This is a genomic window from Pantoea rwandensis (genome assembly GCF_002095475.1).
Classification (GTDB): domain Bacteria; phylum Pseudomonadota; class Gammaproteobacteria; order Enterobacterales; family Enterobacteriaceae; genus Pantoea; species Pantoea rwandensis.
On record NZ_MLFR01000032.1, the window covers coordinates 15,554 to 38,889 of the forward strand.

A 23,336-nucleotide genomic window follows, 5' to 3' on the forward strand; every position below is an offset into this window, starting at 1 on the left:
TCAAGAAGGCGAATGCGGTCAGGCATCTGACTTCCCTACGCTGGCATTATCCAGATCAGGTCAGCGGGTGTATCTCAGCCCTGTTTAACAGGGGCACCCCGAGTCACGGCATGGTGAACATGCCAACGACAGGATAAGGCTTGTGGCGAGGGATGTAAATTGTAGCCTATGGGCATCACGAATAATTGCGACATATCAAAATTAAAACGTGTCAGTGCGTCATGAAAAAGGAAATAAATATAGCCAGATCAAATTCGCTAAAATAATAAACATTCAACATCAGAGAAATAATGAATCTATTCTGGTAAAAATAAGGGAATTGATAAAATCAATACCACAAATTGATTAGTATCAACGCCTCACGCCGCATTAAACGGCCTAATCCCCCTCCGGACTTGAAGACAGACTTTATTCCTCCCATTCCGGAATCAATAATGAAGCTACCGTTATTTAATTTCATTCCGCACGCACATGCCTGGCATCATATTCGTATTTCACGTAAAGGTGCTATTTCACCCAGTGGGCGCCATTATTTTTCCACCCATGTTGAAGCACAATGCAAACGTTGTGGCGAACGACTCCATAAAGTGTATTACCGTGATATCAGCGATGCGCAAGCCTGCCGCTGGCTGGGATAAATGTTAGGCAAAAAAAACCCCGTAACAGAGGTTACGGGGCTGCTGCGTGGCTATCGCAATAAAACTTATTCAGCCGGTTGGGTGCGGATCAGGTAATCGAACGCGCTAAGTGAGGCTTTCGCACCTTCACCGCTGGCGATAATGATCTGCTTGTACGGCACCGTGGTGCAGTCACCCGCCGCGAACACGCCTTTCAGGCTGGTTTCGCATTTGGCGTCGATGATGATCTCGCCCATTTTGTTACGCTCCACCGCACCTTCGAGGAAGGTGGTGTTGGGCAACAGACCAATCTGCACGAAGATGCCGCTCAGCGCGATCTCATGGCTGGTCTGATTGTTACGGTCGATATAGCTCAAACCGGTCACTTTGCTGCCGTCGCCTTTCACTTCAGTGGTCTGCGCATTCAGAATCACATCTACGTTTTTCAGGCTGCGCAGTTTGTCCTGCAGCACTTTGTCGGCGCGCATTTCGCTGGCAAATTCCAGCAGCGTCACGTGCTCAACCAGGCCAGCCAAATCGATAGCCGCTTCAACACCGGAGTTACCGCCGCCGATCACCGCAGTGCGCTTGCCTTTGAACAGCGGGCCATCGCAATGTGGGCAATAGGTGACGCCTTTGGTGCGATACTGCTCTTCACCCGGCACACCCATGTTGCGCCAGCGTGCGCCGGTCGCAATGATGATGCTGCGTGATTTCAGCACGGCACCAGAAGCGGTTTCAATGGCGTGCAGTCCGCCCTCTTTGGCTGCGGGGATCAGCTTGATAGCGCTTTGGGTGTCAATCACGTCGACATCGTAGTCATCAACGTGGGCACGCAGAGAGCCAGCCAGCTTCGCGCCTTCGGTTTTCTGTACTGAGATGTAGTTTTCGATGTCTACGGTGTCGAGCACCTGGCCACCAAAACGCTCGCCCATCAGGCCAGTGCGGATACCTTTACGCGCAGAGTAGATGGCTGCCGCTGCACCCGCAGGGCCGCTACCCACGATCAGCACTTCATAGGCTTCACGTTTGTTCAGCTCTTCCGCCGCGCGTTTTTCAGCGTTGGTGTCCACTTTGCCGACGATTTCTGCGAGGCTCAAACGACCTTGACCGAACTCTTTGCCGTTCAGGAATACCGCAGGAACGCCCATCACATTGCGCTCAGTGATTTCGTTCTGGAACATGCCGCCGTCGATGGCGGTGTGGCTGATGCGTGGGTTCAGAACCGCCATCAGGTTCAGTGCCTGTACCACGTCAGGGCAGTTGTGGCATGAAAGCGAATAATAGGTTTCGAAATGCAGGTCAGTGTCCAGAGCAACCACTTGCTCCAGCAGACTCTGCGACTCTTTCGAAGGGTGTCCACCGGTCTGTAACAGTGCCAGCACCAGTGAAGTAAATTCGTGTCCCATTGGCGAGCCGGCGAAGCGTGGACCGCTGTGGCTGCCTGGGTTAGTGATCAGGAAAGAGGGTTTACGAACCGGACGATCATTCTCTTCACGGAAGCTGACTTTTTCTGACAAGCTCGCGATATCGGTCAGCAGAGAACGAATCTCTGCAGATTTAGCGCCATCATCCAGAGTGGCAATCAACTCAACCGGTTTCGTTAATTTCTCAAGGTAAGCCTTGAGCTGTGTTTTTAAATTGGTATCGAGCATAGTGAGTTCCTGTCAAGAAAATCGGGTGCCGTAGCACCCGATTGAGAAAGATCGAATGGCTGGGTGTGACTTAGATTTTGCCAACCAGGTCCAGAGATGGAGCCAGTGTTGCTTCGCCTTCTTTCCATTTAGCTGGGCAAACTTCACCTGGGTGAGAAGCCACATACTGAGCCGCTTTGATTTTGCGGATCAGGTCAGATGCGTCACGGCCAATGCCTTCAGCGGTGATTTCGATAGCCTGGATGATGCCCTGTGGGTCAACAATGAAGGTACCACGGTCAGCCAGACCTTCGTCTTCGCGCATGATTTCGAAGTTACGGGTCAGTGCGCCAGTTGGGTCGCCGATCATCGCATATTTGATTTTTGCGATGGTTTCGGAAGAACCGTGCCAGGCTTTGTGGGTAAAGTGCGTGTCGGTAGAAACAGAGTAGATGTCTACACCCAGTTTCTGCAGTTCTTCGTGGTGGTCTGCAACATCACCCAGTTCAGTTGGGCAAACGAAGGTGAAGTCAGCCGGGTAGAAGAAGAAGACACTCCATTTACCTTCAACGTCTTTCTCGGTTACGTCGATGAATTCGCCGTTTTTGAACGCTGCGTTTTTGAATGGTTTGATTTTGGTATTAATGATGGACATGGTGACCTCCGTTAAAAGATGTGATGCAAGTTACAGTTTTTTCGGGCCAACTTCTAATACGCAGACGTTATCAATTAGATAATCAAAAGCTATCAAAGCGCTGATGCCAGATTCCATGCGGCTTGCCGCGGCATTCTACACAGAAAACCTGATGATTTGACAGGCTTTATCTTTTTCCGTCGACTACTGTTACCTGGGGTCGCAATTTAACGCGACCGCCACCAATGGCAAAAGGTACGCATAAATGCGTACCCTACGAAAATCCTGCTTTGTTGTAGGGTTGCCATTTATGGCGACCGCCACCAATGGCAAAAGGTACGCATAAATGCGGCCCCTACAAAAATCCTGCTTTGTTGTAGGGCCGCCGTTATGCGACATCCCCTTTTATATGCTGGAGCCCCTGCTTGGAAATTCGATTATTTGAGGAAGCCGACCGCCCTTTTCTGCGCACGCTGTTTCTGGCGTCACGTCGTCATAGCTGGACCTGGTTGGATGGCGATAATTGGGCGCTGGAAGACCTGGATGGGGTGATATTGGGTGAAACGGTGTTAGTGGCGTTCGTCGAGGGCCACCGCGCCGGATTTGCTGGCATCCTTCCTAACGATAATTTCCTGCACAGCCTGTATGTCGATCCCGAGTATCAGGGACGTGGCGTGGGCAGCGCCCTGCTGGAGGCGGTGCAGCAGCGCTTTACCTCAACCGGCGTGTTGAAATGCCTGATGCTGAATGAACCTGCGCAGGCGTTTTACCTTAAGCACGGCTGGCAGCGTGAAGCAACCGGTGAGAGTGAACAGGGAAAATATGTGCTGATGCATTTTCCGCTGACGGCTCGCGCCAGCGGAAAATCGCTGCGTTAAACCGCGCGGAAAGCAATATCGGCCGGGATCACATCGCCCTGCCAGTAGAGTTGGGCCGCCACGCGCCCCGCCAACTGACGATACAGCGCGGTGAATTCGCTGTCCGGACGGCGGATCACCGTCGGCTCGCCATCATCCAGATCCTCACGCAGATTGATGTGCAGCGGCAATTGCGCCAGCAGCTGCGTGTGGTAATCGGCTGCCAGTTTTTGCGCGCCGCCAGTGCCAAAAATCGGCTCGTGATGGCCGCATTCACTGCAAATATGAATGCTCATATTCTCGACGATACCCAGCACCGGAACGCTAACCTTTTCAAACATCACAATCCCTTTTCTCGCATCAATCAGTGCGATGTCCTGCGGCGTGGTCACCACCAGCGCACCCGTCACTGGTACGTTTTGCGCCAGCGTTAACTGGATATCGCCCGTGCCCGGCGGCATATCGAGAATCAGGTAATCCAAATCCGGCCACATCGTCTCGTTCAGCAACTGCATCAAGGCTTTACTGGCCATAGGACCGCGCCACACCATGGCATTTTCATCGGTCACCAGATAGCCAATCGAGTTGGTCGCCAGTCCGTGTGCCATGATCGGGGCCATATGCGTGCCGTCCGGCGAAGTCGGACGCTGGCTTTCGGTGCCGAGCATATTGGGGATCGATGGGCCGTAAATATCCGCATCAAGAATTCCCACGCGCGCACCTTCGGCGATCAGCGCCAGCGCCATGTTCACCGCGGTGCTGGATTTGCCCACGCCACCTTTACCGGAACTCACCGCGATGATGTTTTTCACGCCAGTGGCGCCGGGGTGATTTTTCACGCGCTTCAGTGTGGCGATGTCGTGGCGCAAACGCCAGTCGATGGCGCTGGCGTGGGTGAGTCGCAGCAGCTCGGCGCTGACTTGTGCTTTCAGCTCTTCGAAGGCTGAGGCCCAGGCAAACGGCATCACCAATTCAATGTGCAACTTGTCATCCAGCATGGCCACATGGCGCAGCGCTTTCAGGGTGGTCAGGTTGTGATGCAGTGTCGGATGTTCAAAGTCACTCAGCACGCCGATAACCACGGCGCGCAACGCTTCGGGCGAATGATGTTCCCGGGATTGTGAAGTCATCCCAACTCCTTATCTTTCATGACGCCAAATCACGGCGATGTATCTTCAATAATATCAGATGCCGTCCAGTTGTGTTTACGCCAGAGGGTGCTTCGGGTAACATCTAAGCCCGATTTTTATTCACGGAACGCTACGCAAACTATGACTCAAGTCGCTAAAAAAATTCTGGTAACGTGCGCACTGCCGTACGCAAACGGTTCAATCCATCTCGGTCACATGCTTGAACACATTCAGGCTGACATTTGGGTCCGTTACCAGCGAATGCGTGGCAACCAGGTTTACTTCATCTGCGCAGACGATGCCCACGGCACGCCGATCATGCTGAAAGCACAACAGCTGGGTATCCCACCTGAGCAGATGATCGCCGAGATGAAGCAGGAGCACGAAACTGACTTCGCTGGCTTCGACATCAGCTACGACAACTATCACTCCACGCACGGCGACGAAAACCGTCAGTTGTCGGAGTTGATCTATGGTCGTCTGAAAGAAAACGGTTTCATTAAGAACCGCACCATTTCACAGCTGTACGATCCGGAAAAAGGCATGTTCCTGCCCGATCGCTTTGTGAAAGGAACTTGCCCGAAATGTAAGTCACCGGATCAGTATGGCGATAACTGCGAAGTGTGCAGCGCGACTTACAGCCCAACCGAACTGATCGATCCTAAATCCGTGGTCTCTGGCGCAACGCCGGTATTGCGTGATTCAGAGCACTTCTTCTTTGATCTGCCGTCATTCAGCGCCATGCTGCAGGCCTGGACGCGCTCTGGTGCGTTGCAGGAGCAAGTGGCGAACAAAATGCAGGAGTGGTTCGACTCCGGCTTGCAGCAGTGGGATATCTCACGCGATGCGCCTTACTTCGGCTTTGAAATTCCGGATGCGCCAGGCAAATACTTCTACGTTTGGCTGGATGCGCCAATTGGCTACATGGGTTCCTTTAAAAACCTGTGCGACAAGCGCGGCAACATCGACTTCGACGAGTTCTGGAAAAAAGATTCTTCCACCGAGCTGTATCACTTCATCGGTAAAGACATCGTTTACTTCCACAGCCTGTTCTGGCCAGCGATGTTAGAAGGCAGCAACTTCCGTAAGCCAACCAATCTGTTTGTACACGGCTATGTGACGGTTAACGGCGCGAAGATGTCCAAATCACGCGGTACTTTCATTAAAGCCAGCACCTGGTTGCAACATCTGGATGCTGACAGCCTGCGCTATTACTACGCGGCGAAGCTCTCTTCACGCATCGACGATATCGACCTGAACCTGGAAGATTTCGTGCAGCGCGTGAATGCGGATATCGTCAACAAGGTCGTTAACCTGGCTTCGCGTAACGCGGGCTTTATCGCCAAACGCTTCGGCGGCAAACTGTCGAGCGAGCTGGCCGATCCGGCGCTGTACCAGACCTTCGTCGATGCGTCAGAGAAGATTGGCGAAGCTTGGGCAAGCCGCGAATATAACCGTGCGATCCGTGAAATCATGGCGCTGGCAGATATCGCTAACCGCTACGTGGACGAGCAAGCACCGTGGGTAGTGGCGAAACAGGAAGGCCGCGATGCTGACCTGCAAGCGATCTGCTCGATGGGCATCAACCTGTTCCGCGTATTGATGACCTGGCTGAAGCCGGTATTGCCATCGCTAACCGCACGCACTGAAGCATTCTTGCAGAGCGAACTGAGCTGGGATGCGATTGCACAGCCGCTGCTGGATCATGAAGTTGCACCGTTCAAAGCGCTGTATGGCCGTATCGAAATGACCAAGGTTGAAGGGTTGATCGAAGCTTCTAAAGAGGACGCCGCTGCCGCTAATAAACCTGCGGCAACCGGCCCACTGGCAGATGCGCCGATAGGTGACACCATCACCATCGACGATTTCGCCAAGGTCGATATGCGCGTGGCGCTGATCGAGAAAGCCGAGCTGGTGGAAGGGTCTGACAAACTGCTGCGCCTGGAGCTGGATCTCGGCGGCGAGAAGCGTCAGATTTTCTCGGGTATTCGTGCGGCCTATCCCGATCCGTCTGTGCTGGTCGGCAAGATGACCATCATCGTCGCCAACCTCGCACCGCGTAAGATGCGTTTCGGCGTGTCGGAAGGCATGGTGTTGTCTGCCGGTTCTGGCGGTTCAGACCTGTTTGTCCTGTCGGTTGATAGCGGTGCAAAACCGGGTATGCAGGTTAAATAAATGAACAAGCCGCCTACTGAGGCGGCTTTTTTTATGGCGCTTTGAGTTCTGGAGCCTGTCGTGCTAACTGCTTGCTGGCACTATTTGCGTGCCTTTGTGATTATTTATGCTGCGCTCTATGCCGGTAACGGTATTGCTGCCCTACTGCCGTTTACTATTCCGGGCAGCATTATTGGCATGTTGCTGCTGTTCACCTTGCTGGCGCTGCAAATTTTGCCAGTGGGCTGGGTTAAACCGGGATGCCATTTATTGATCCGTTATATGGCGCTGTTGTTTGTACCGATCAGCGTGGGCGTGATGGGTTACACCGATATCCTTAGCGCGCAGTTTGGCCCGATTGTGGTTTCCTGTGTGGTGAGCACCTTTGTGGTGTTGTTGATTGTTGGCTTAAGCGCCGAGCGTTTGCAGCGCCCGAAGGAGCAGCCTCATGACTGACGCTTGGTGGTCACTGCCGCTCACCGTGGTAGCCTTTCTGCTGGCGCGTAAGCTGGCAGCCAAAATCAATATCTCGATCATCAATCCGCTGTTGGTCGCGATGGCAATCGTGATTCCGATCCTGCTATTAACTCACATCCCCTATACCCGCTATTTCGCGGGCAGCACCCTGTTAAACCAACTGCTACAACCCGCTGTGGTCGCACTGGCATTGCCGCTTTATGAGCAAATGCATCAGATCCGTGCACGCTGGAAAACCATCATCAGCGTTTGTTTCATCGGCAGTATTACGGCAATGGTCTCCGGCACTGCAATTGCGCTGTGGATGGGGGCAACACCGGAAATTGCGGCGACCATTATGCCGAAATCTGTCACTACCCCGATTGCCATGGCGGTGTCAGGCTCGCTGCACGGTATTCCGGCCATCAGTGCTATCTGCGTGTTGATTGCAGGCGTACTCGGCGCGGTATTTGGTCATATGCTGCTCAACCTGTGTAACGTACGCAGTAAATCCTCACGCGGGTTAGCCATTGGCAATGCATCACATGCTTTGGGAACCGCACGCGCAGCAGAGGTTGATTATCAGGAGGGCGCATTTAGCTCCTTGGCATTGGTGATCTGCGGCATTATCACTTCGCTGTTGGCCCCGTTCCTCTTCCCGATACTGATGCACTGGTTTGGCTAAAACTTTGCGATAGGTCTCGCAAAGTTGAAACAAGCGAATCAGCTTACATTGTCATAGCGACATGGATCACATATAACCCTTTAGGCGGCGCATTGCCGCTAACGCGTTAATGAGGTCATCACATCATGCATCCACGATTCACCACCGCTTTCTCTGCCCTGCCCGCTGCGCTGCAAACGGCGATTCAACCGTTGCTGGATTCGGCTGATTTTAAGGGTGTGTTACGCCCGCATGACGTGGCGCATTTGAAGCAGGAGACCGGTCTGGATGATGACGCGTTGGCCCTGGCGCTGTTACCGATGGCTGCCTGTTGCGCAGTGGCAACGATTTCTAACTTTAACGTGGGTGCAATTTCTCGTGGTGTCAGTGGTCACTGGTACTTTGGCGCCAATATGGAGTTTGAGCACACACCGCTGCAGCAAACCGTGCACGCGGAGCAAAGTGCCATTACCCATGCCTGGTTGAACGGTGAGGAAAAGTTGGATGCCATTACCGTCAACTACACGCCCTGCGGCCACTGCCGACAGTTTATGAATGAGCTGAACAGCGGCACAGCCATCCGCATTAGTTTGCCAGGACGCGCGATCAGCACACTGGGCGATTATTTGCCTGATGCCTTTGGACCGGCCGATCTCAACATCACAGAACGTCTGCTAACCCCAATCAACCACGGTTTCCCACTGCAGGGCGAAGCGTTGCAACAGGCCGCGATTGATGCCGCGAATCAAAGCCATGCGCCTTACAGCCACAGTTTCAGTGGTGTGGCCTTGCGTAGCCAAAGCGGGAAAATCTTCAGTGGGCGCTATGCTGAAAATGCGGCCTTCAACCCAAGCCTGCCACCCTTACAGGCTGCACTGATTATGATGAACATGAGCAATGAAGCACTGAATACGGTGAAACAAGCCGTACTCGCGGAGTGTGAGAACAGCACATTGAGTCAGCAAGATGCTACGCAATCAACGCTTGCGGCGCTGGGTTGTGAGGACTTCTCACTTACTTTAGTTTCGAAAACATCAGTTTAGTGATCCTTTTACCGCTTTTGTGAACTTGTATTAACAATAACTGTACATCTGCAGGAAAACTCATAGGATCGTCGCCAGAATCCCTTTCACAAGAAACAGGTCTGGCGTTACCTTTTCCCGGTGAACGTCAGAAAACACTGCAACCGGAGCAAGCACTGCATGGAACTCGACTACGAAAGTAAACGTCCGCTGTATATTCCTTACGCGGGTCCGATCCTGCTGGAATTCCCGCTGTTGAATAAAGGCAGCGCCTTCAGCCTGGAAGAGCGCAACGAATTTAACCTCAATGGTCTCTTGCCTGAAGCCGTTGAAACCATCGAAGAGCAGGCAGAACGTGCCTGGCGTCAGTTCCTGGACTTCAAAAACAATAACGACAAGCATGTCTATCTGCGCAACATCCAGGACACCAACGAAACCCTGTTCTACCGTCTACTCGATAATCATCTGGAAGAGATGATGCCGATCATTTACACCCCGACGGTCGGCGCGGCCTGTGAACACTTCTCTGAAATTTATCGCCGCGCGCGCGGTGTGTTTATCTCGTATAACAATCGCGACCGCATTGAAGACATGCTGCAGAACGCCACCAAGCAGAACGTGAAAGTGATTGTGGTAACCGATGGCGAGCGTATTCTTGGCCTTGGCGACCTCGGTATCGGTGGTATGGGTATTCCAATCGGTAAGCTGTCACTCTACACCGCGTGTGGTGGCATCAGCCCGGCATACACCCTTCCAGTGGTGCTAGATGTGGGCACCAATAACCAGCAGCTGTTGAATGACCCGCTGTATATGGGCTGGCGTCACCCGCGTATCACCGGTGCAGAGTATGAAGCCTTTGTCGATGAATTCATTCAGGCGGTAAAACGCCGCTGGCCAAATGTGCTGCTGCAGTTTGAAGACTTCGCACAGAAAAACGCCATGCCTCTGCTGGAGCGCTACCGTGATGAAGTCTGCTGCTTTAACGATGACATTCAAGGCACCGCCGCTGTCACCGTCGGCACCCTGATCGCTGCCAGCCGTGCCGCAGGCAGCCGCCTTTGCGAGCAGAAAGTGGTGTTCTTGGGTGCAGGCTCCGCAGGTTGTGGTATCGCCGAGCAGATCATTGCCCAGATGAAATCAGAAGGTTTAAGCGACGATGAAGCGCGTGCGCGCGTACTGATGGTTGATCGCTTTGGTCTGCTGACCGACAAACTGCCAAACCTGCTCGATTTCCAGAGCAAGCTGGTGCAGAAGAGCGCCAACCTGAAGGATTGGGACGTCACCAGCGATTCAATTTCTTTGCTGGATGTGGTGCGCAATGCCAAGCCCGATATCTTGATCGGCGTATCCGGCCAGCCGGGCCTGTTCACCGAAGAGATCATCCGCGAGATGCATAAACACACCAAGCGTCCGATTGTGATGCCGCTGTCTAACCCGACGTCACGCGTTGAGGCCACGCCAGCGGACATTATCGCCTGGACCGATGGCGAAGCACTGGTTGCGACCGGTAGCCCATTTGCACCGGTGACCTGGAAAGGTAAAACCTTCCCGATTGCGCAGTGCAATAACTCCTATATCTTCCCTGGTATTGGCTTAGGCGTTATCGCGGCAGGCGCGACCCGCATCACTGACTCTATGTTGATGACAGCGAGCCGCTCACTGGCAGACTGCTCACCATTGGTCAATGATGGTGAAGGTCCGGTGTTACCCGAGCTCAAACATATCCAGGGTGTGTCCAAGCTGATTGCCATGGAAGTGGGTAAAGCGGCGCAGTTGGCCGGTGTCGCGGTAGTCACCTCTGAAGATGTGCTGTCGAAAGCCGTGAATAACAACTTCTGGCTGCCGCAGTATCGTCATTATCGTCGTACCTCGATTTAATTTTCACCCTCACGGATAAAAGCGTCAGATGACGCTTTTTAACAGTGCTGCCACAGAGGGTGAGGCCGCACTGGTCGAATCACCCGGCAAGTGAGTGAATCCCCAGTGACTGACTTAAGTCAGTCACTGGGCTGTAATCACGCAGCCATCGTATCTGTAATTTGAAGCATGATGGGTAAGTTTAGGTCCGGTTACGCTTAAAAAACCACCAGACAACCGCTGTTAACTTGCTTAGCGCACCCGCCTCAAGTAGCCTTTAGCCATCCTGTTTTCTGCTAACCGAGTGCCTACGCGCATGATTAAACGCGTTTTCATTGGTCTGTTTTTCATCATCTTATTGATGGTGGCGACCGCGCTTGGCCTCGATCGCTGGATCAGCTGGAAAACTGCCCCGTTTATCTACGAAGATGTCACTTCTTTGCCGCATCGGCAGGTCGGTGTGGTCTTAGGTACCGCCAAGTATTACCGCACCGGTGTGATCAATCAGTATTACCTCTATCGTATTCAAGGCGCACTCAACGCTTACAACAGTGGCAAGGTCAACTATCTGCTACTGAGTGGTGACAATGCGCTGCAAAGCTATAACGAACCCATGACCATGCGGCGTGATCTGATCAAAGCTGGCGTTGATCCTGCAGATATCGTACTGGATTATGCTGGCTTCCGTACGCTGGATTCGATAGTGCGCACGCGCAAAGTATTCGATACCAACGATTTCATCATCATTACTCAGCGCTTCCACTGTGAACGTGCACTCTATATCGCCCAGCATTTGGGTATTCAGGCGCAGTGTTATGCCGTGCCATCGCCGAAAAATATGCTGTCGGTGCGTGTCCGTGAAGTAGGTGCACGTTTAGGCGCGCTGGCCGATTTGTATCTGATGAAACGCGAACCACGCTTCCTCGGTCCGCTGGTGCCCATTCCAGCGGTGCATGAAGTGCCGGAAGATGCGCAGAGCTACCCGGCGGTGACGCCAGAGCAGCTGCTGGATTTGGAAGAAAAGTTGCAGAAGTGAGTTTGCATAGCACCACTCAACGCAACATGTTCTTGCGGTTTAAATAGTCTGGTGCTGCTTTTAAGTTCGCGTGCTCACGCTGTCTGGTGCAGCTTTGGGCTACCGTGCTCACGCTGTCTGGTGCAGCTTTGGGGGCTGGCGGTCCTCGCGCCGCTGTCGCGGTGCCTTCACTTCACTCGTCAGCCTGACGGACCGGCGCAGACGGGACTTTCCCTGTCCCGGCTGCACCTTTCGCCAGCATCCATGCTGGCTCTCCTGGCTTCCTCATTCCGTTCAGCGCTGCGAAATGCCTGCCCCAAAGCGGCACCAGCCTGCTGCTGGACTGCAATGCGTGCTGTTGGATAAGGGCACCGCATTTGTTGCAAAGGATGTAAACGGAAGCCGAGCGTCTGTTCAGACAACGGGTACAACGTTTGAGGCCATAGCCCCTCTGCTGCTGTAAGGGCTATCCACAGCGCTGAGGCTTTTACGTTGGGCCAGGAGCCAGGCGCATGGATGCGACTGGCAGTTCGGGTTGGCCTGGATGGCCTTACCCGAACGGTCCGTCGGCACGACGTGGAAGCCGAAGGCACCGCGTCAGCGGCGCGAGGACTGCCCGGCAGCAGCAGAGGGGCTAAGGCCTGCATCGCACCCGCCCTTCCACACCCCATACTAAAGGCCTCAGCCACTCAGCCACTCAGCCACTCAGCCACTCAGCCACTCAGCCACTCAGCCACTCAGCCATGCTGACATAAACAAAAAAGGCTGCCATCTCAAAAATGGCAGCCTTATCTGTACTTAGCCTTAATTGAACGTTTGTAACGCTATCAATAAAGCTTTTTGCTGTGATGTGTTGCTGTGTGTCAGTCTTATTTTTTACGTGCGTACTTCAGTGAATCCAATGCTACGGCGAAGATAATGATGCCGCCTTTGATAATGTACTGCCAGTAAGGGTTCACGCCGATGTAGGTCAAACCGTAGTTGATAACGGTGAAGATGATTACACCGGTCACCACGCCTGCCACGGTACCTACACCACCGGCAAACGACACGCCGCCAACCACGCAAGCCGCAATCGCATCCAGCTCATACATAAAGCCGAGGTTGTTAGTGGCACTGCCGATACGGCCCGCTTCTAACATCCCGCCGAAGGCGTAAAACACTCCTGACAGCGCATAGACCAGAATCAGGTTCAGCGGCACGTTTACACCTGAAACACGTGCAGCCTCTGGATTGCCACCGATAGCGAAGATGTTCTTACCGAAGCGCGTCTTGTTCCACAGAATCCAGACGAAGATAATGGCGATAAAAGCGTAGAAGGTAATGAACGACAGCTTAAAGTCACCGAAACGTAAGAAGCCCTGCGCAAAGGTGGAGAAGCCAGAGTCAAAACCCGCCACCGGCGAAGCACCGACAAAGTCGTAATACAGCGAGTTAATGCCGTACACGATAATCATGGTGCCCAGCGTGGTGATGAACGGCGTCACCTTCAGATAGGCAATGATCACGCCGTTCACCAGGCCAATCACACCGCCGATGATGCACACGGTCAGGATCACCAGTGGAATTGGAACCGTATCCAGGTGCGGAAACACCTTGTTGGCGTTATCCATGGATTGCAGTAAGGTGGCCGCAACCACCGCCGCCAGACCGACCTGACGCCCGGCTGACAAGTCAGTACCCTGCGTAACGATCAATCCGGCCACACCCAGTGCAATAATAATACGCACCGAAGATTGGGTCAGAATGTTACTCAGGTTCATCAAACTTAAAAACGTCGGGTCCTGGAAGATAATAATTGCCAGCAGTACCAACAGGACAACGTAAATGCCGCCCTCTTTTAACCAGGTTAGCGCATTCTTTTTAGTAGTCGCTTTCATGTTAAAGCCCTTGCTTCATTAAAGGTGTAATGACGCTAAACGCAGGATTTCATTCTGCGAGGTCGTTTTGGTCTCGACAATGCCCGCTACCAGGCCATTACTCATCACTAAAATACGATCGGTAATTCCCAGCAATTCTGGCATTTCAGAAGAGATAATAATGATGCCCTTCTCTTTCTTCGCCAGCTCAGAAATCAGCTGATAAATTTCGAATTTCGCCCCAACGTCAATACCGCGCGTCGGTTCATCCAGCATCAGAATTTCTGGCTGAGTTAATAACCAGCGGCCAATAATAACCTTCTGCTGGTTACCACCGGAAAGCGAACCGATTTGGGTATGATGACCCGGCGTTTTCACGCGCATCGAATCAATCACCCATTGGGTATCGCTTTTCATCCGTTTATTGTCGAGCAGACCGATATTGGATTTATACTTTTTGATATTAGAAATAAGCGAGTTAAAACCAATATCCAGATAAGCATAAATCCCGGTCGAACGACGCTCTTCAGTCACCAGCGCAAAACCGTGGTTAATGGCTTCATTGGCGCTGTGGTTATTAATGGCTTTACCGTGCAGTTTAATGGTACCGCCAGACTTCTCACGAATACCAAACAAGGTCTCCACGATGTCAGTGCGTTTAGCCCCCACCAAACCGGCAATGCCTAAAATTTCGCCTTTACGCAGGTCGAATGAAATATCGCGAATCGACGGCTGACGTAACGAGGTTAAATGGCGCACCTCAAGAATGGTTTCGCCCGGCACGTTGGTCTTGTCGGGGAAGCGCTGATTCAATGAACGTCCGACCATCATGGCGATGATCTTATCCATATCCAGCCCTTCGAGTGGCTGGGTGGCGATCCACTGTCCATCACGCAAAATGGTAATCTCATCACACAGCTGGAAGATCTCTTCCATCTTGTGCGAGATATACACGATGCCGCAGCCACGATCTTTCAGCTTACGAATAATGGTAAACAGGTGGTTCACTTCTTTTTCGGTCAGCGACGAGGTCGGCTCATCCATGATAACGATTTTCGCGTTATAGGAGAATGCCTTGGCAATTTCAATCATCTGCATTTGCGAAACAGACAAATTGGCCACTTTATCGCGCGGATCGATATCAATATCTAATTCATCAAAGATCGCTTTGGTATCGCGATACATTTTATCCTGATCGACAAACACCCCTTTGCGTGGATAACGGCCAAGCCACATGTTATCCATCACGTTGCGTTGCAATACCAGGTTTAATTCCTGATGCACCATTGAGACGCCATTTTCCAGCGCTTCTTTGGAACTCTTATAATCAATTTCCTCACCCTGAAACAGGATGCTCCCCGTATCCTTTTTATAAATACCAAACAGGCATTTTAATAATGTGGATTTTCCGGCGCCGTTTTCGCCCATTAAGGCATGGACTGAGTGCGGCCGCACTTTCAAATTCACATTATCTAAGGCTTTCACCCCTGGAAATGATTTCGAGACATTCGTCATCTCCAGCAGATATTCACGCTGTGCGGTCGGATTCTCACTGGCCATAATTTACCTGGCTAAATAAAACGTGGGTCAGATGCAATAAGGCGCGGCGACATGCCGCGCCCGGTACGTATTACTTCACAAACTGAGACAGGTTTTCTTTATCTACTGGTACGTAAGGAACACGTACGATTTTGTTTTCCATCTTGAAGTTAGTGCCGGCAGTAGGCTCTTTGCCATCCGCCAGGTTCTTCGCGATATCAATGGTGGCTTTCGCCTGGTTTTCCGCATCGTTCAACACGGTACCGGCCATCGCACCGGATTTCACCAAGGACAACGCTTCTGGCAGTGCATCCACACCGAACACCGGAATGCTGGATTTGTTATGCGCTTTCAACGCTTCAACCGCACCCATCGCCATCGCATCGTTGTTAGCAATGATCACTTCAATCTTGTTGCCGTTCGGACCCGATAACCATGCATCCACTTTGTCTTTAGCTTGAGCGGTATCCCACATGGCGGTGTCCATAGACAGCTGCTGGGTTTTAAAGCCATCAGCATTCAGCGTTTCAATCACGTATTTGGTACGTGCTTCTGCATCTGGGTGACCCGGCTCGCCTTTCAGCAGCGCATATTGAATCTGACCATCTTTGTTCAGATCCCAGGCTGGCGTGGCTTTCCAGTGTTTCTCAATCAGCTTGGCCTGGATAATGCCAGACTCTTTAGAGTCAGTTCCTACGTAGTAGGCTTTCGGATAGCTAGCCAGTACTTTCGCGTTCGGTTCTTTGTTGAAGAACACCACTGGCACATCGTTCGCTTTCGCTTTGTCGATCACCACTGCCGCAGCAGCTGGGTCAACCAGGTTGATCGCCAACGCTTTCACGCCTTTGGCCATCAGTACGTCAATTTGGTCGTTCTGAGTAGACTGGCTGTTCTGCGAGTCATTCATCAGCAACTGAATGCCGCCCAGTTTTTTGGCTTCGCTGTCGATGTCCTTGCGAACCATAGACATAAAGTTGTCGTCATATTTATAAATTGTCACGCCAATGCGGGTATCGGCGGCGTGCGCAGTTGCACCAAACATCATGCTGGCAACCATTGCTGTGAGCGTGAAAACCTTCTTATTCATGGTATCTCCGGTTTTTTATGTAGGGCATATCATCGCGCTGTGCTGCCTGCGGGCAACCAGCGCAGTCGGTTCAAACTCATTTATGGGGCGGACGCGTAACGCAAAGCCGGGCCACCATCGCAATCCTGACTTCCCTGTACGTAAACGCTTCCTGAAGAGTGTTGTGAACTATTTCAATCGGCTACTGAAACCTGACCGGAGAAGGAGAACCCGGCGTTACATGATGTTTCAGTCCGGTAAGACGCTGCCATCATAGTGAGCGCCATGTTAATTAACTGTGAATGTAATCACAGATTGGAAACGGTTACACTGCGCTATCGCCCGAATTAGTGACCGACTCCACAATTTGCCGCTGGGCAACGGAATGACGGCGAACTAATGTCGGCATAAAACAGTGCGATGATTCAGGATCGAGTTCACCTGCCGCGCCTTTCAACGCCAGCTCCGTGGCTAATTTAGCCATAGAAACAATAGGATAACGCACCGTTGTCAGCTGTGGGTCGGTGTAACGTGAAATAGGAATGTCATCAAAACCAATGATGGAGAAGTGTTGCGGTACCTGAATGCCATTGTCCTTCAGCGCAGTCAATGCCCCCGCTGCCATACCGTCACAGTAGGAAAACACAGCGGTTAAGTGCAGATTACGCCCCAGTAACTCAACCATTGCGGCTTCACCGCCCTGCATGTCCGGTTCACCATGGGCGATCCACGACTCTTGCGGGCGAATACCCTGCTCTGACAAGGCCTGCAGCCAGCCTTCACGACGTTGCGTGACATCTTCAATAGGATGGCTGGAGCTGAGATAACCGATGCGTTGATGCCCCTGTTGTAACAACATGCGCGTTGCCATCAGTGATCCCGTTACATTATCGAGACAGACACAGCGATGCTCATAACCCGTAATAGTGCGATTTATCAACACCATACCGGGAACCTGATCCATAAAATGGCTCAATTCCGCGTCTGAAAGCGTTTTCGCGTGCACCACCAAAGCGTTACATCGCTGGCGGATCAGCACCTCAATTGCATGGCGTTCTTTCTCTTCCTGATGCCAGGAGTTGCTGATCAACACATGTTTGTGCACGCGCTGCGCTACGGTGTCTACCGCCTTCACAAGCGCGCCAAAGAAAGGATCGGAAACGTCCATCACCACCACACCGATGGTGTCGCTGACTTGGGTGGCTAAGGCTTGTGCGTTGGCATTGGGGCGATAGCCCAGTGATTCTGCCGCATGCAGCACGGCTTCACGGGTATCAGGGGTGACTGCACTGCTGTTGTTGAGCACACGCGACACGGTGGCTACTGATACACCGGCCTGACGGGCGACATCTCGAATTGTTATCATGCAGCTGTTCCACAGAGGATGAAAATGCGCGACGAGCGCGTAACGGCGCTATTCTGTCAGGGCATTTTGCTCAGCTGCGTGAATCACGTCACACGGATGAAAACGGTTACATACAAATCTGCAACCTTTGTGATGAACATCATTATCTGATGCGTGGAGAAGCGTCAGGTTTTCCAGCGGCGAGGCGCGTCAACTTACGCCAGATCCACTCCATCGGCCCCTGTGGGAAGTAACGTAACCACATCACGGAGAACAAGATATTGACCAACCAGATCGCTGGGACGAGGACCAATAAATGCAGGCGATCAAATTTCAGGAACAGATTGAAACGATAGAACAGCGTGGTGCATATCAGTGTCTGTAACAGGTAGTTACTCAGCGCCATCCGGCCAACGCATTGAAGGGCATAACTGAAGCGGGTATTGCCGATTTGCGGCCAGTAGCCGAAGCACAGCGCAGCATAACCGAGACTGATAAACGGGCTGGCGAGATCGCGCGGCAGTTGCAGGAAGAACCCGCTCCAACGAAATTCCCAACCCAGCAGCCACTGCGCCACAATACCGGGAATCGCAATCAACCAACCTATGGTCAGAAGCAGCGCTGCCGAGCGGCGGTAATGCTGCACGCTGAATTCGCCTTTTAGCCAACCGCTGCGCATCAATGCAGCACCTATCAGCATCAATCCGGCTAGCTGCCAGCCATACTGTGCTGCGAGCGCCATTAAACCTGAAGAGAGATGATCGAGGCGATTCTGCACCGCCTCCCAACCACCGAGCAGCTTCCAGTAGCTTTCATACTCGATATCGGCAGCACCGGGGATCCACGACCGTCCCGGTTCAGGACTGGAAATGCTCCAGAACACCAACAGCACGCCGCAGCCGATCAGGTAAAGCAGTACGCCGGTTTGCAGCAAAGCCTTGTCCGAAGGAACTTCGCGCAACATACGCCAGATAATCAGCCCAATTAGGCCGTAGTCCAACAGAATGTCACCTTCCCAAAAGAAGACGGCATGAATGAAACCCAGCAGCACCAACAACGTCAGACGTGCCGACATCCAGCGGCTACCGCGTGGAGTTTGCAAATAGAGACCGGCACCGAAGAGTAAGGCAAATAAGGTGAGGAATTTCAGCTGGGCCAGGCCATCCATCATCGCCCAAGTCCAGGCATCAGAAAGGGAGACATCGCCCTGCCACGCTGGGTTGAGATACGCCGCTGAAGGTAAGCCGAAACCGACAATGTTGAGCAGCAAAATGCCCAGAATGGCGCAACCACGAATGAAATCCAGCGCGAGATAGCGTTGCATCGAGTGCCCTGACGGAGAGTGAAAACGGGCGGCCATGTGCCGCCCAAAGAAACTAGCTGTGACGCACCGCGCGCAGGAACTCCTGGCGGGTGTTCTGGCTGGATTTGAACAAACCACCCAGTGAAGTGGTGGTGGTGGCGCTGGTGGCATCTTTCACACCGCGCGCTTTGACACAATAGTGCACCGCATCAATCGAGACTGCCACATTATTGGTACCCAACAGCGTTTGCAGCGCCACCAGCACTTGCTGGGTTAAGCGCTCTTGCACCTGTGGGCGCTGCGCAAAGAACTGCACAATGCGGTTGATCTTCGACAGGCCAATCACCTTATCTTTGGGGATATAGGCAACGGTGGCTTTACCGTCAATAATCACGAAATGGTGTTCGCAGGTACTGGTCAGGGTGATATCGCGCACGGTGACCATCTCATCAACCTTCATTTTATTTTCAATGACGGTGATTTTGGGGAAATTGGCATAATCCAGCCCGGAAAATATTTCATCCACATACATCTTAGCGATGCGATGCGGTGTTTCCATCAGGCTGTCATCTTCCAGATCCAGATTCAGCAGTTGCATGATTTGGGTCATGTGACCGGCGATTTCACGCTTGCGGGTTTCGTCATCCATTTCGCGCACCGGGGCGCGTAACGGTGTTTCCAGTCCACGCGCCAGCAGCGCTTCGTGAACCAGGGCGGCTTCCTGACTTAAGGTGCTCATCGTACTCTTTCTCCGGCAGGTGATGCGCCCACAGGTTTTAACCTGTGGGGGAAATTCTGAGCGCGTATTGTGAAACACAACGCGCGCTTAATCCAGCAATCAATCCGATTGGAGATGAAAGCTTTTCATGGTTGCGAACGGCGCAGCACCAGTATGCCGGCCAGAATGAGTCCTACGCCAGCCACCCATAGCGCTGGGTCAAGTCGGTGCCACAGCAGGCTGAAAATCCACGACAGCAAAGGCCCCCCCAACTGCCCTACCGCATAACCGGTGGTCAGCAATCCGGCAAGGTAGCGCGCATGATGCGGTGCAAGTTCACGACCATATTGCAGAGCCAACTGCACTACGCACAGAAAGCCACCGCCCACCAATAGCGCGCCTATCAACAGGCCATTCAGTCCCGGAAGCACAATTGCAGCAATCACGCCCGCCGCCTGCGCCCACAACACAATCGCGAGGCGCAGATGGCTGCTGCCCCAACGTCGAGTCATGATGCCCAGCACAATGCCGATAACTGAGGCTCCGCCAAATACCGGCCAGACAAACTGCGCCAACGCGCTATCCGGGAAACGTGCCGCTGTCATCTGCGATAAAAACGTGGCCGGTAGAATGTATCCAAAGCCCGCCAGACTGTAACTCAATACCAGACGCTTCAAATCGCCGTTTAACACCAAAGGCGCAGGTGCCTGGTCAGGACGATGCAGTTGCCCGCTGCGGGGTAAAAAGCGGGCAATCAGGGCAATGAAAACCAATGCCAGCAAACCGTATGCCGCCCAGGCAAACGCTGCGCTAGCACCCGTGGCATGCAGCACCACCGCCAGCATGCCACTGATGAAAATGCCGGTACCGGGACCGGCAAATACCGCCGCCGACAGTCCCGGACGCCCATGATGCAGCAGTTGCTCATTGCTCCACGCGGCTATCAGCACCAGCGCCCAACCACTCGCACAGCCAATCAGGAAACGGATAAGACCATGCAGCCATGGCCCGCTCACACCGGCAGAGAGCAGCGTCAGTATTACCGCGCCCCACACACCCGCTTGTAAACGCCACTCCACGCGTTGACTTGCGCGCATTGCATCAAAGGAGCCGCACAAATAACCGAGATAGTTGAGTGCGGCCACCAGACTGGCACTGGTCAGGGTCAATTGATGCTCCTGAATCATCAACGGCACCTGTGGTGTGAAAGCAAATCGCCCAATCCCCATGGCAACCACTAAACTTAAAAATGCGCTCAGCGCGACACGAAACGCCATTCGAACTCCGGTTCAAATTCTATTAACACTTGTCAGCAGCATGCATGACGTTTAAACTCACGAAAAGTGAATAATATTAACCAAGTTGTTTACGGAAAGAGAATATGGATTTAGTACAACTCCGCATGTTCTGTTCTGTGGCCGAGACCGGTTCGCTGGCACGCGCCGCAGAAGTGCTGCATCGCGTGCCTTCTAATTTGACAACCCGTCTACGCCAGTTAGAAGAAGAGATTGGCGTTGATCTGTTTATCCGTGAGAAGCAGCGCATCCGCCTGTCACCGATGGGCCACAATTTTCTCAACTACGCCCAACGCATTCTCAGCCTGAGTGACGAAGCGCTGAATATGGCACGCGCTGGCGAACCTGGCGGCAATTTTGCTTTTGGTTCGATGGAAAGCACCGCGGCCACGCGGCTGCCCGGCTTGTTGGCTGCCTATCATCAACGATTTCCCAGCGTGGCGCTATCGCTGGTGACCGGCACCTCCGGCGATATTATCGATAAAGTACGCGCAGGTACGCTGGCCGCTGCGTTAGTGGACGGCCCGGCGACTCATGACGATCTCAATGGCTGCATCGCCTTCCGCGAAGAGATGGTGTTAATCACTAGTCTTGATCACGGCCCGATTGACAGCGCGCGCGATACGCAAAACGACACGCTGTTTGCCTTTGGCAATAGCTGCTCGTACCGCACCAAACTGGAATCCTGGTATCGCGAATGCCAAACCTCGCCCAAGAGCGTGATGGAGATTCAGTCTTATCACGCCATGGTGGCGTGCGTGGCCGGTGGTGCGGGGGTAGCGATGATCCCCGCCTCGGTGCTGGCACAAATGCCCGGACGCGCGCGCGTGCAGGAACATATCTTGCCGCCCGCTTACAGCGACACCGCCACGTGGTTGATGTGGCGCCGCGATGCCTTTACGCCGAACGTTGAAGCGTTGAAGTACCTGATCATCGAAATGTTTGACGACCGCCCGCTCAATGATGAATTGCTGCATCCGCTGCAAACCGCTGAGTGAGCTTTTTAACTTGTATTGAATCACGACATCTATAGGAAGAGAGACCGCATGAACATGATTAAAACCCGCGCGGCCGTTGCCTGGGCAGCTGGCGAACCGCTGAAAATCGAAGAAGTGGATCTGATGCCACCGCAGAAAGGCGAAGTGCTGGTTCGCATCGTCGCTACCGGCGTGTGCCACACCGATGCCTATACCTTGTCAGGCAAAGACCCTGAAGGCGTGTTCCCGGCAATCCTCGGCCACGAAGGCGGTGGCGTGGTGGAAGCAATCGGCGAAGGTGTCACCAGCGTGGCGGTCGGCGATCACGTGATCCCGCTGTATACCCCAGAGTGCGGCAAATGTAAGTTCTGTCTGTCTGGCAAAACTAACTTGTGTCAGGCGATCCGCTCTACTCAAGGCAAAGGTCTAATGCCAGACGGCACCACCCGTTTCTTTAAAGACGGCAAGCCGATCTTCCACTACATGGGTACCTCAACCTTCTCTGAGTACACTGTGGTGCCGGAAATTTCACTGGCGGTGATCAGCAAAGAAGCGCCACTGGAAGAAGTATGTCTGCTGGGCTGCGGCGTGACTACCGGCATGGGTGCCGTGATGAATACCGCCAAAGTTAAAGAAGGCGACACCGTGGCCATCTTCGGTCTGGGCGGCATCGGTTTGTCAGCGATTATTGGCGCGAAAATGGCGAAAGCCGGTCGCATCATCGGTATCGACCTGAACACCAGCAAGTTCGATTTGGCGCGTAAATTAGGCGCCACCGATCTGATCAACCCGAAAGATTACGACAAGCCGATTCAGGATGTGATTGTTGAGCTGACCGATGGCGGCGTCGACTACTCCTTTGAGTGTATCGGTAACGTCAACGTGATGCGTTCCGCACTGGAGTGCTGCCACAAGGGCTGGGGCGAGTCAGTGATTATCGGCGTAGCCGGTGCGGGTGAAGAGATCTCAACCCGTCCATTCCAGCTGGTGACCGGTCGCGTATGGCGTGGCTCTGCATTTGGTGGCGTTAAAGGCCGCACCCAGTTGCCTGGCATTGTGCAGGATTATCTTGATGGTAAGTTTGCATTGAATGACTTCATCACTCACACCATGCCTTTGGAAGAGATTAACGACGCCTTTGATCTGATGCATGAAGGGAAATCGATCCGTTCGGTGGTGCATTTTAATAAGTAA

At 53.0% G+C, this 23,336-nt stretch carries 20 protein-coding genes and 1 riboswitch; of the genes, 10 read left to right on the forward strand and 10 right to left on the reverse strand.

The window, feature by feature from the left end; translation table 11 throughout:
- Nucleotides 1-15: 15 nt before the first annotated feature.
- Nucleotides 16-111: riboswitch (TPP riboswitch) on the reverse strand.
- Nucleotides 112-434: 323 nt separating this feature from the next.
- The gene (locus tag HA51_RS22535) at nt 435-638 is read left to right on the forward strand and encodes a hypothetical protein (protein ID WP_084937056.1); all 204 of its coding nucleotides are present in this window, start codon (nt 435-437) and stop codon (nt 636-638) included.
- 65 nt (nt 639-703) lie between these two features.
- Here the strand turns inward: HA51_RS22535 and ahpF are convergent, their stop codons facing one another.
- Both ahpF and ahpC read right to left on the reverse strand, forming a co-directional pair.
- Complete coding sequence (gene ahpF, locus HA51_RS22540; RefSeq protein ID WP_084937059.1) at nt 704-2,272, reverse strand: alkyl hydroperoxide reductase subunit F; 1,569 nt, start codon at nt 2,270-2,272, stop codon at nt 704-706.
- A gap of 70 nt (nt 2,273-2,342) precedes the next feature.
- A complete protein-coding gene (ahpC, locus tag HA51_RS22545; RefSeq protein ID WP_034824884.1) occupies nt 2,343-2,906 on the reverse strand; it encodes an alkyl hydroperoxide reductase subunit C in 564 nt (187 codons plus the stop codon).
- A 404-nt stretch (nt 2,907-3,310) separates the two neighbouring features.
- Here ahpC and HA51_RS22550 point away from each other — a divergent pair, with 404 nt between their 5' ends.
- The gene (locus tag HA51_RS22550) at nt 3,311-3,763 is read left to right on the forward strand and encodes a GNAT family N-acetyltransferase (protein ID WP_084937062.1); all 453 of its coding nucleotides are present in this window, start codon (nt 3,311-3,313) and stop codon (nt 3,761-3,763) included.
- Here the strand turns inward: HA51_RS22550 and apbC are convergent.
- A complete protein-coding gene (apbC, locus tag HA51_RS22555) occupies nt 3,760-4,872 on the reverse strand; it encodes an iron-sulfur cluster carrier protein ApbC (protein ID WP_084937064.1) in 1,113 nt (370 codons plus the stop codon). The genes HA51_RS22550 and apbC overlap by 4 nt on opposite strands.
- 18 nt (nt 4,873-4,890) lie before the next feature.
- Here apbC and metG point away from each other — a divergent pair, with 18 nt between their 5' ends.
- From metG to sanA, 6 genes are all read left to right on the forward strand, one after another.
- Nucleotides 4,891-7,047, forward strand: coding sequence for a methionine--tRNA ligase (gene metG / locus HA51_RS22560; RefSeq protein WP_281253474.1), 2,157 nt, complete (start codon nt 4,891-4,893; stop codon nt 7,045-7,047).
- 60 nt (nt 7,048-7,107) lie between these two features.
- On the forward strand, nt 7,108-7,482 hold the full coding sequence (locus HA51_RS22565) for a CidA/LrgA family protein (protein WP_084937067.1): 375 nt from the start codon (nt 7,108-7,110) through the stop codon (nt 7,480-7,482).
- On the forward strand, nt 7,475-8,167 hold the full coding sequence (locus HA51_RS22570) for a CidB/LrgB family autolysis modulator (RefSeq protein WP_084937071.1): 693 nt from the start codon (nt 7,475-7,477) through the stop codon (nt 8,165-8,167). The genes HA51_RS22565 and HA51_RS22570 overlap by 8 nt, the downstream gene beginning before the upstream one ends.
- Nucleotides 8,168-8,292: 125 nt before the next feature.
- Entirely contained in the window at nt 8,293-9,189 is an 897-nt protein-coding gene (cdd, locus tag HA51_RS22575) for a cytidine deaminase (protein WP_084937072.1), read from the forward strand.
- Between the two features lie 159 nt (nt 9,190-9,348).
- On the forward strand, nt 9,349-11,046 hold the full coding sequence (locus HA51_RS22580) for an NAD-dependent malic enzyme (RefSeq protein ID WP_084937074.1): 1,698 nt from the start codon (nt 9,349-9,351) through the stop codon (nt 11,044-11,046).
- A 295-nt stretch (nt 11,047-11,341) separates the two neighbouring features.
- Nucleotides 11,342-12,061, forward strand: coding sequence for an outer membrane permeability protein SanA (gene sanA, locus HA51_RS22585; RefSeq protein WP_084937076.1), 720 nt, complete (start codon nt 11,342-11,344; stop codon nt 12,059-12,061).
- Between the two features lie 848 nt (nt 12,062-12,909).
- Here sanA and mglC read toward each other — a convergent pair.
- The 7 genes from mglC to HA51_RS22625 form a co-directional block, all read right to left on the reverse strand.
- Entirely contained in the window at nt 12,910-13,920 is a 1,011-nt protein-coding gene (gene mglC, locus HA51_RS22595) for a galactose/methyl galactoside ABC transporter permease MglC (RefSeq protein WP_038645867.1), read from the reverse strand.
- An 18-nt stretch (nt 13,921-13,938) separates the two neighbouring features.
- On the reverse strand, nt 13,939-15,459 hold the full coding sequence (mglA, locus tag HA51_RS22600; protein WP_084937078.1) for a galactose/methyl galactoside ABC transporter ATP-binding protein MglA: 1,521 nt from the start codon (nt 15,457-15,459) through the stop codon (nt 13,939-13,941).
- A 70-nt stretch (nt 15,460-15,529) separates the two neighbouring features.
- A complete protein-coding gene (gene mglB / locus HA51_RS22605) occupies nt 15,530-16,525 on the reverse strand; it encodes a galactose/glucose ABC transporter substrate-binding protein MglB (protein ID WP_084937081.1) in 996 nt (331 codons plus the stop codon).
- 304 nt (nt 16,526-16,829) lie between these two features.
- Entirely contained in the window at nt 16,830-17,870 is a 1,041-nt protein-coding gene (gene galS, locus HA51_RS22610; RefSeq protein ID WP_084937084.1) for an HTH-type transcriptional regulator GalS, read from the reverse strand.
- Nucleotides 17,871-18,012: 142 nt separating this feature from the next.
- The gene (gene yeiB / locus HA51_RS22615; protein WP_084937086.1) at nt 18,013-19,173 is read right to left on the reverse strand and encodes a DUF418 domain-containing protein YeiB; all 1,161 of its coding nucleotides are present in this window, start codon (nt 19,171-19,173) and stop codon (nt 18,013-18,015) included.
- 52 nt (nt 19,174-19,225) lie between these two features.
- Nucleotides 19,226-19,891, reverse strand: coding sequence for a GTP cyclohydrolase I FolE (folE, locus tag HA51_RS22620; protein WP_084937089.1), 666 nt, complete (start codon nt 19,889-19,891; stop codon nt 19,226-19,228).
- A gap of 125 nt (nt 19,892-20,016) precedes the next feature.
- On the reverse strand, nt 20,017-21,147 hold the full coding sequence (locus tag HA51_RS22625; protein ID WP_084937092.1) for a YbfB/YjiJ family MFS transporter: 1,131 nt from the start codon (nt 21,145-21,147) through the stop codon (nt 20,017-20,019).
- Nucleotides 21,148-21,251: 104 nt separating this feature from the next.
- Between HA51_RS22625 and ptrR the strand changes: the two genes are divergently transcribed.
- The gene (ptrR, locus tag HA51_RS22630) at nt 21,252-22,163 is read left to right on the forward strand and encodes a putrescine utilization regulator PtrR (RefSeq protein WP_084937095.1); all 912 of its coding nucleotides are present in this window, start codon (nt 21,252-21,254) and stop codon (nt 22,161-22,163) included.
- 48 nt (nt 22,164-22,211) lie between these two features.
- Nucleotides 22,212-23,336 (forward strand): S-(hydroxymethyl)glutathione dehydrogenase/class III alcohol dehydrogenase, encoded by a 1,125-nt coding sequence (locus tag HA51_RS22635; protein ID WP_084937098.1) that lies wholly within the window; start codon nt 22,212-22,214, stop codon nt 23,334-23,336.

Bases quoted from the DNA above. Each gene is read 5' to 3' on its own strand.
- apbC (WP_084937064.1), bottom strand. From the start codon at position 4,872: ATGACTTCACAATCCCGGGAACATCATTCGCCCGAAGCGTTGCGCGCC.
- mglA (WP_084937078.1), bottom strand. From the start codon at position 15,459: ATGGCCAGTGAGAATCCGACCGCACAGCGTGAATATCTGCTGGAGATG.
- yeiB (WP_084937086.1), bottom strand. From the start codon at position 19,173: ATGCAACGCTATCTCGCGCTGGATTTCATTCGTGGTTGCGCCATTCTG.
- HA51_RS22580 (WP_084937074.1), top strand. From the start codon at position 9,349: ATGGAACTCGACTACGAAAGTAAACGTCCGCTGTATATTCCTTACGCG.
- mglB (WP_084937081.1), bottom strand. From the start codon at position 16,525: ATGAATAAGAAGGTTTTCACGCTCACAGCAATGGTTGCCAGCATGATG.
- HA51_RS22635 (WP_084937098.1), top strand. From the start codon at position 22,212: ATGAACATGATTAAAACCCGCGCGGCCGTTGCCTGGGCAGCTGGCGAA.
- HA51_RS22625 (WP_084937092.1), bottom strand. From the start codon at position 21,147: ATGGCGTTTCGTGTCGCGCTGAGCGCATTTTTAAGTTTAGTGGTTGCC.
- ptrR (WP_084937095.1), top strand. From the start codon at position 21,252: ATGGATTTAGTACAACTCCGCATGTTCTGTTCTGTGGCCGAGACCGGT.
- folE (WP_084937089.1), bottom strand. From the start codon at position 19,891: ATGAGCACCTTAAGTCAGGAAGCCGCCCTGGTTCACGAAGCGCTGCTG.
- galS (WP_084937084.1), bottom strand. From the start codon at position 17,870: ATGATAACAATTCGAGATGTCGCCCGTCAGGCCGGTGTATCAGTAGCC.
- cdd (WP_084937072.1), top strand. From the start codon at position 8,293: ATGCATCCACGATTCACCACCGCTTTCTCTGCCCTGCCCGCTGCGCTG.
- HA51_RS22570 (WP_084937071.1), top strand. From the start codon at position 7,475: ATGACTGACGCTTGGTGGTCACTGCCGCTCACCGTGGTAGCCTTTCTG.
- ahpF (WP_084937059.1), bottom strand. From the start codon at position 2,272: ATGCTCGATACCAATTTAAAAACACAGCTCAAGGCTTACCTTGAGAAA.
- HA51_RS22535 (WP_084937056.1), top strand. From the start codon at position 435: ATGAAGCTACCGTTATTTAATTTCATTCCGCACGCACATGCCTGGCAT.
- metG (WP_281253474.1), top strand. From the start codon at position 4,891: ATGACGCCAAATCACGGCGATGTATCTTCAATAATATCAGATGCCGTC.
- sanA (WP_084937076.1), top strand. From the start codon at position 11,342: ATGATTAAACGCGTTTTCATTGGTCTGTTTTTCATCATCTTATTGATG.
- ahpC (WP_034824884.1), bottom strand. From the start codon at position 2,906: ATGTCCATCATTAATACCAAAATCAAACCATTCAAAAACGCAGCGTTC.
- mglC (WP_038645867.1), bottom strand. From the start codon at position 13,920: ATGAAAGCGACTACTAAAAAGAATGCGCTAACCTGGTTAAAAGAGGGC.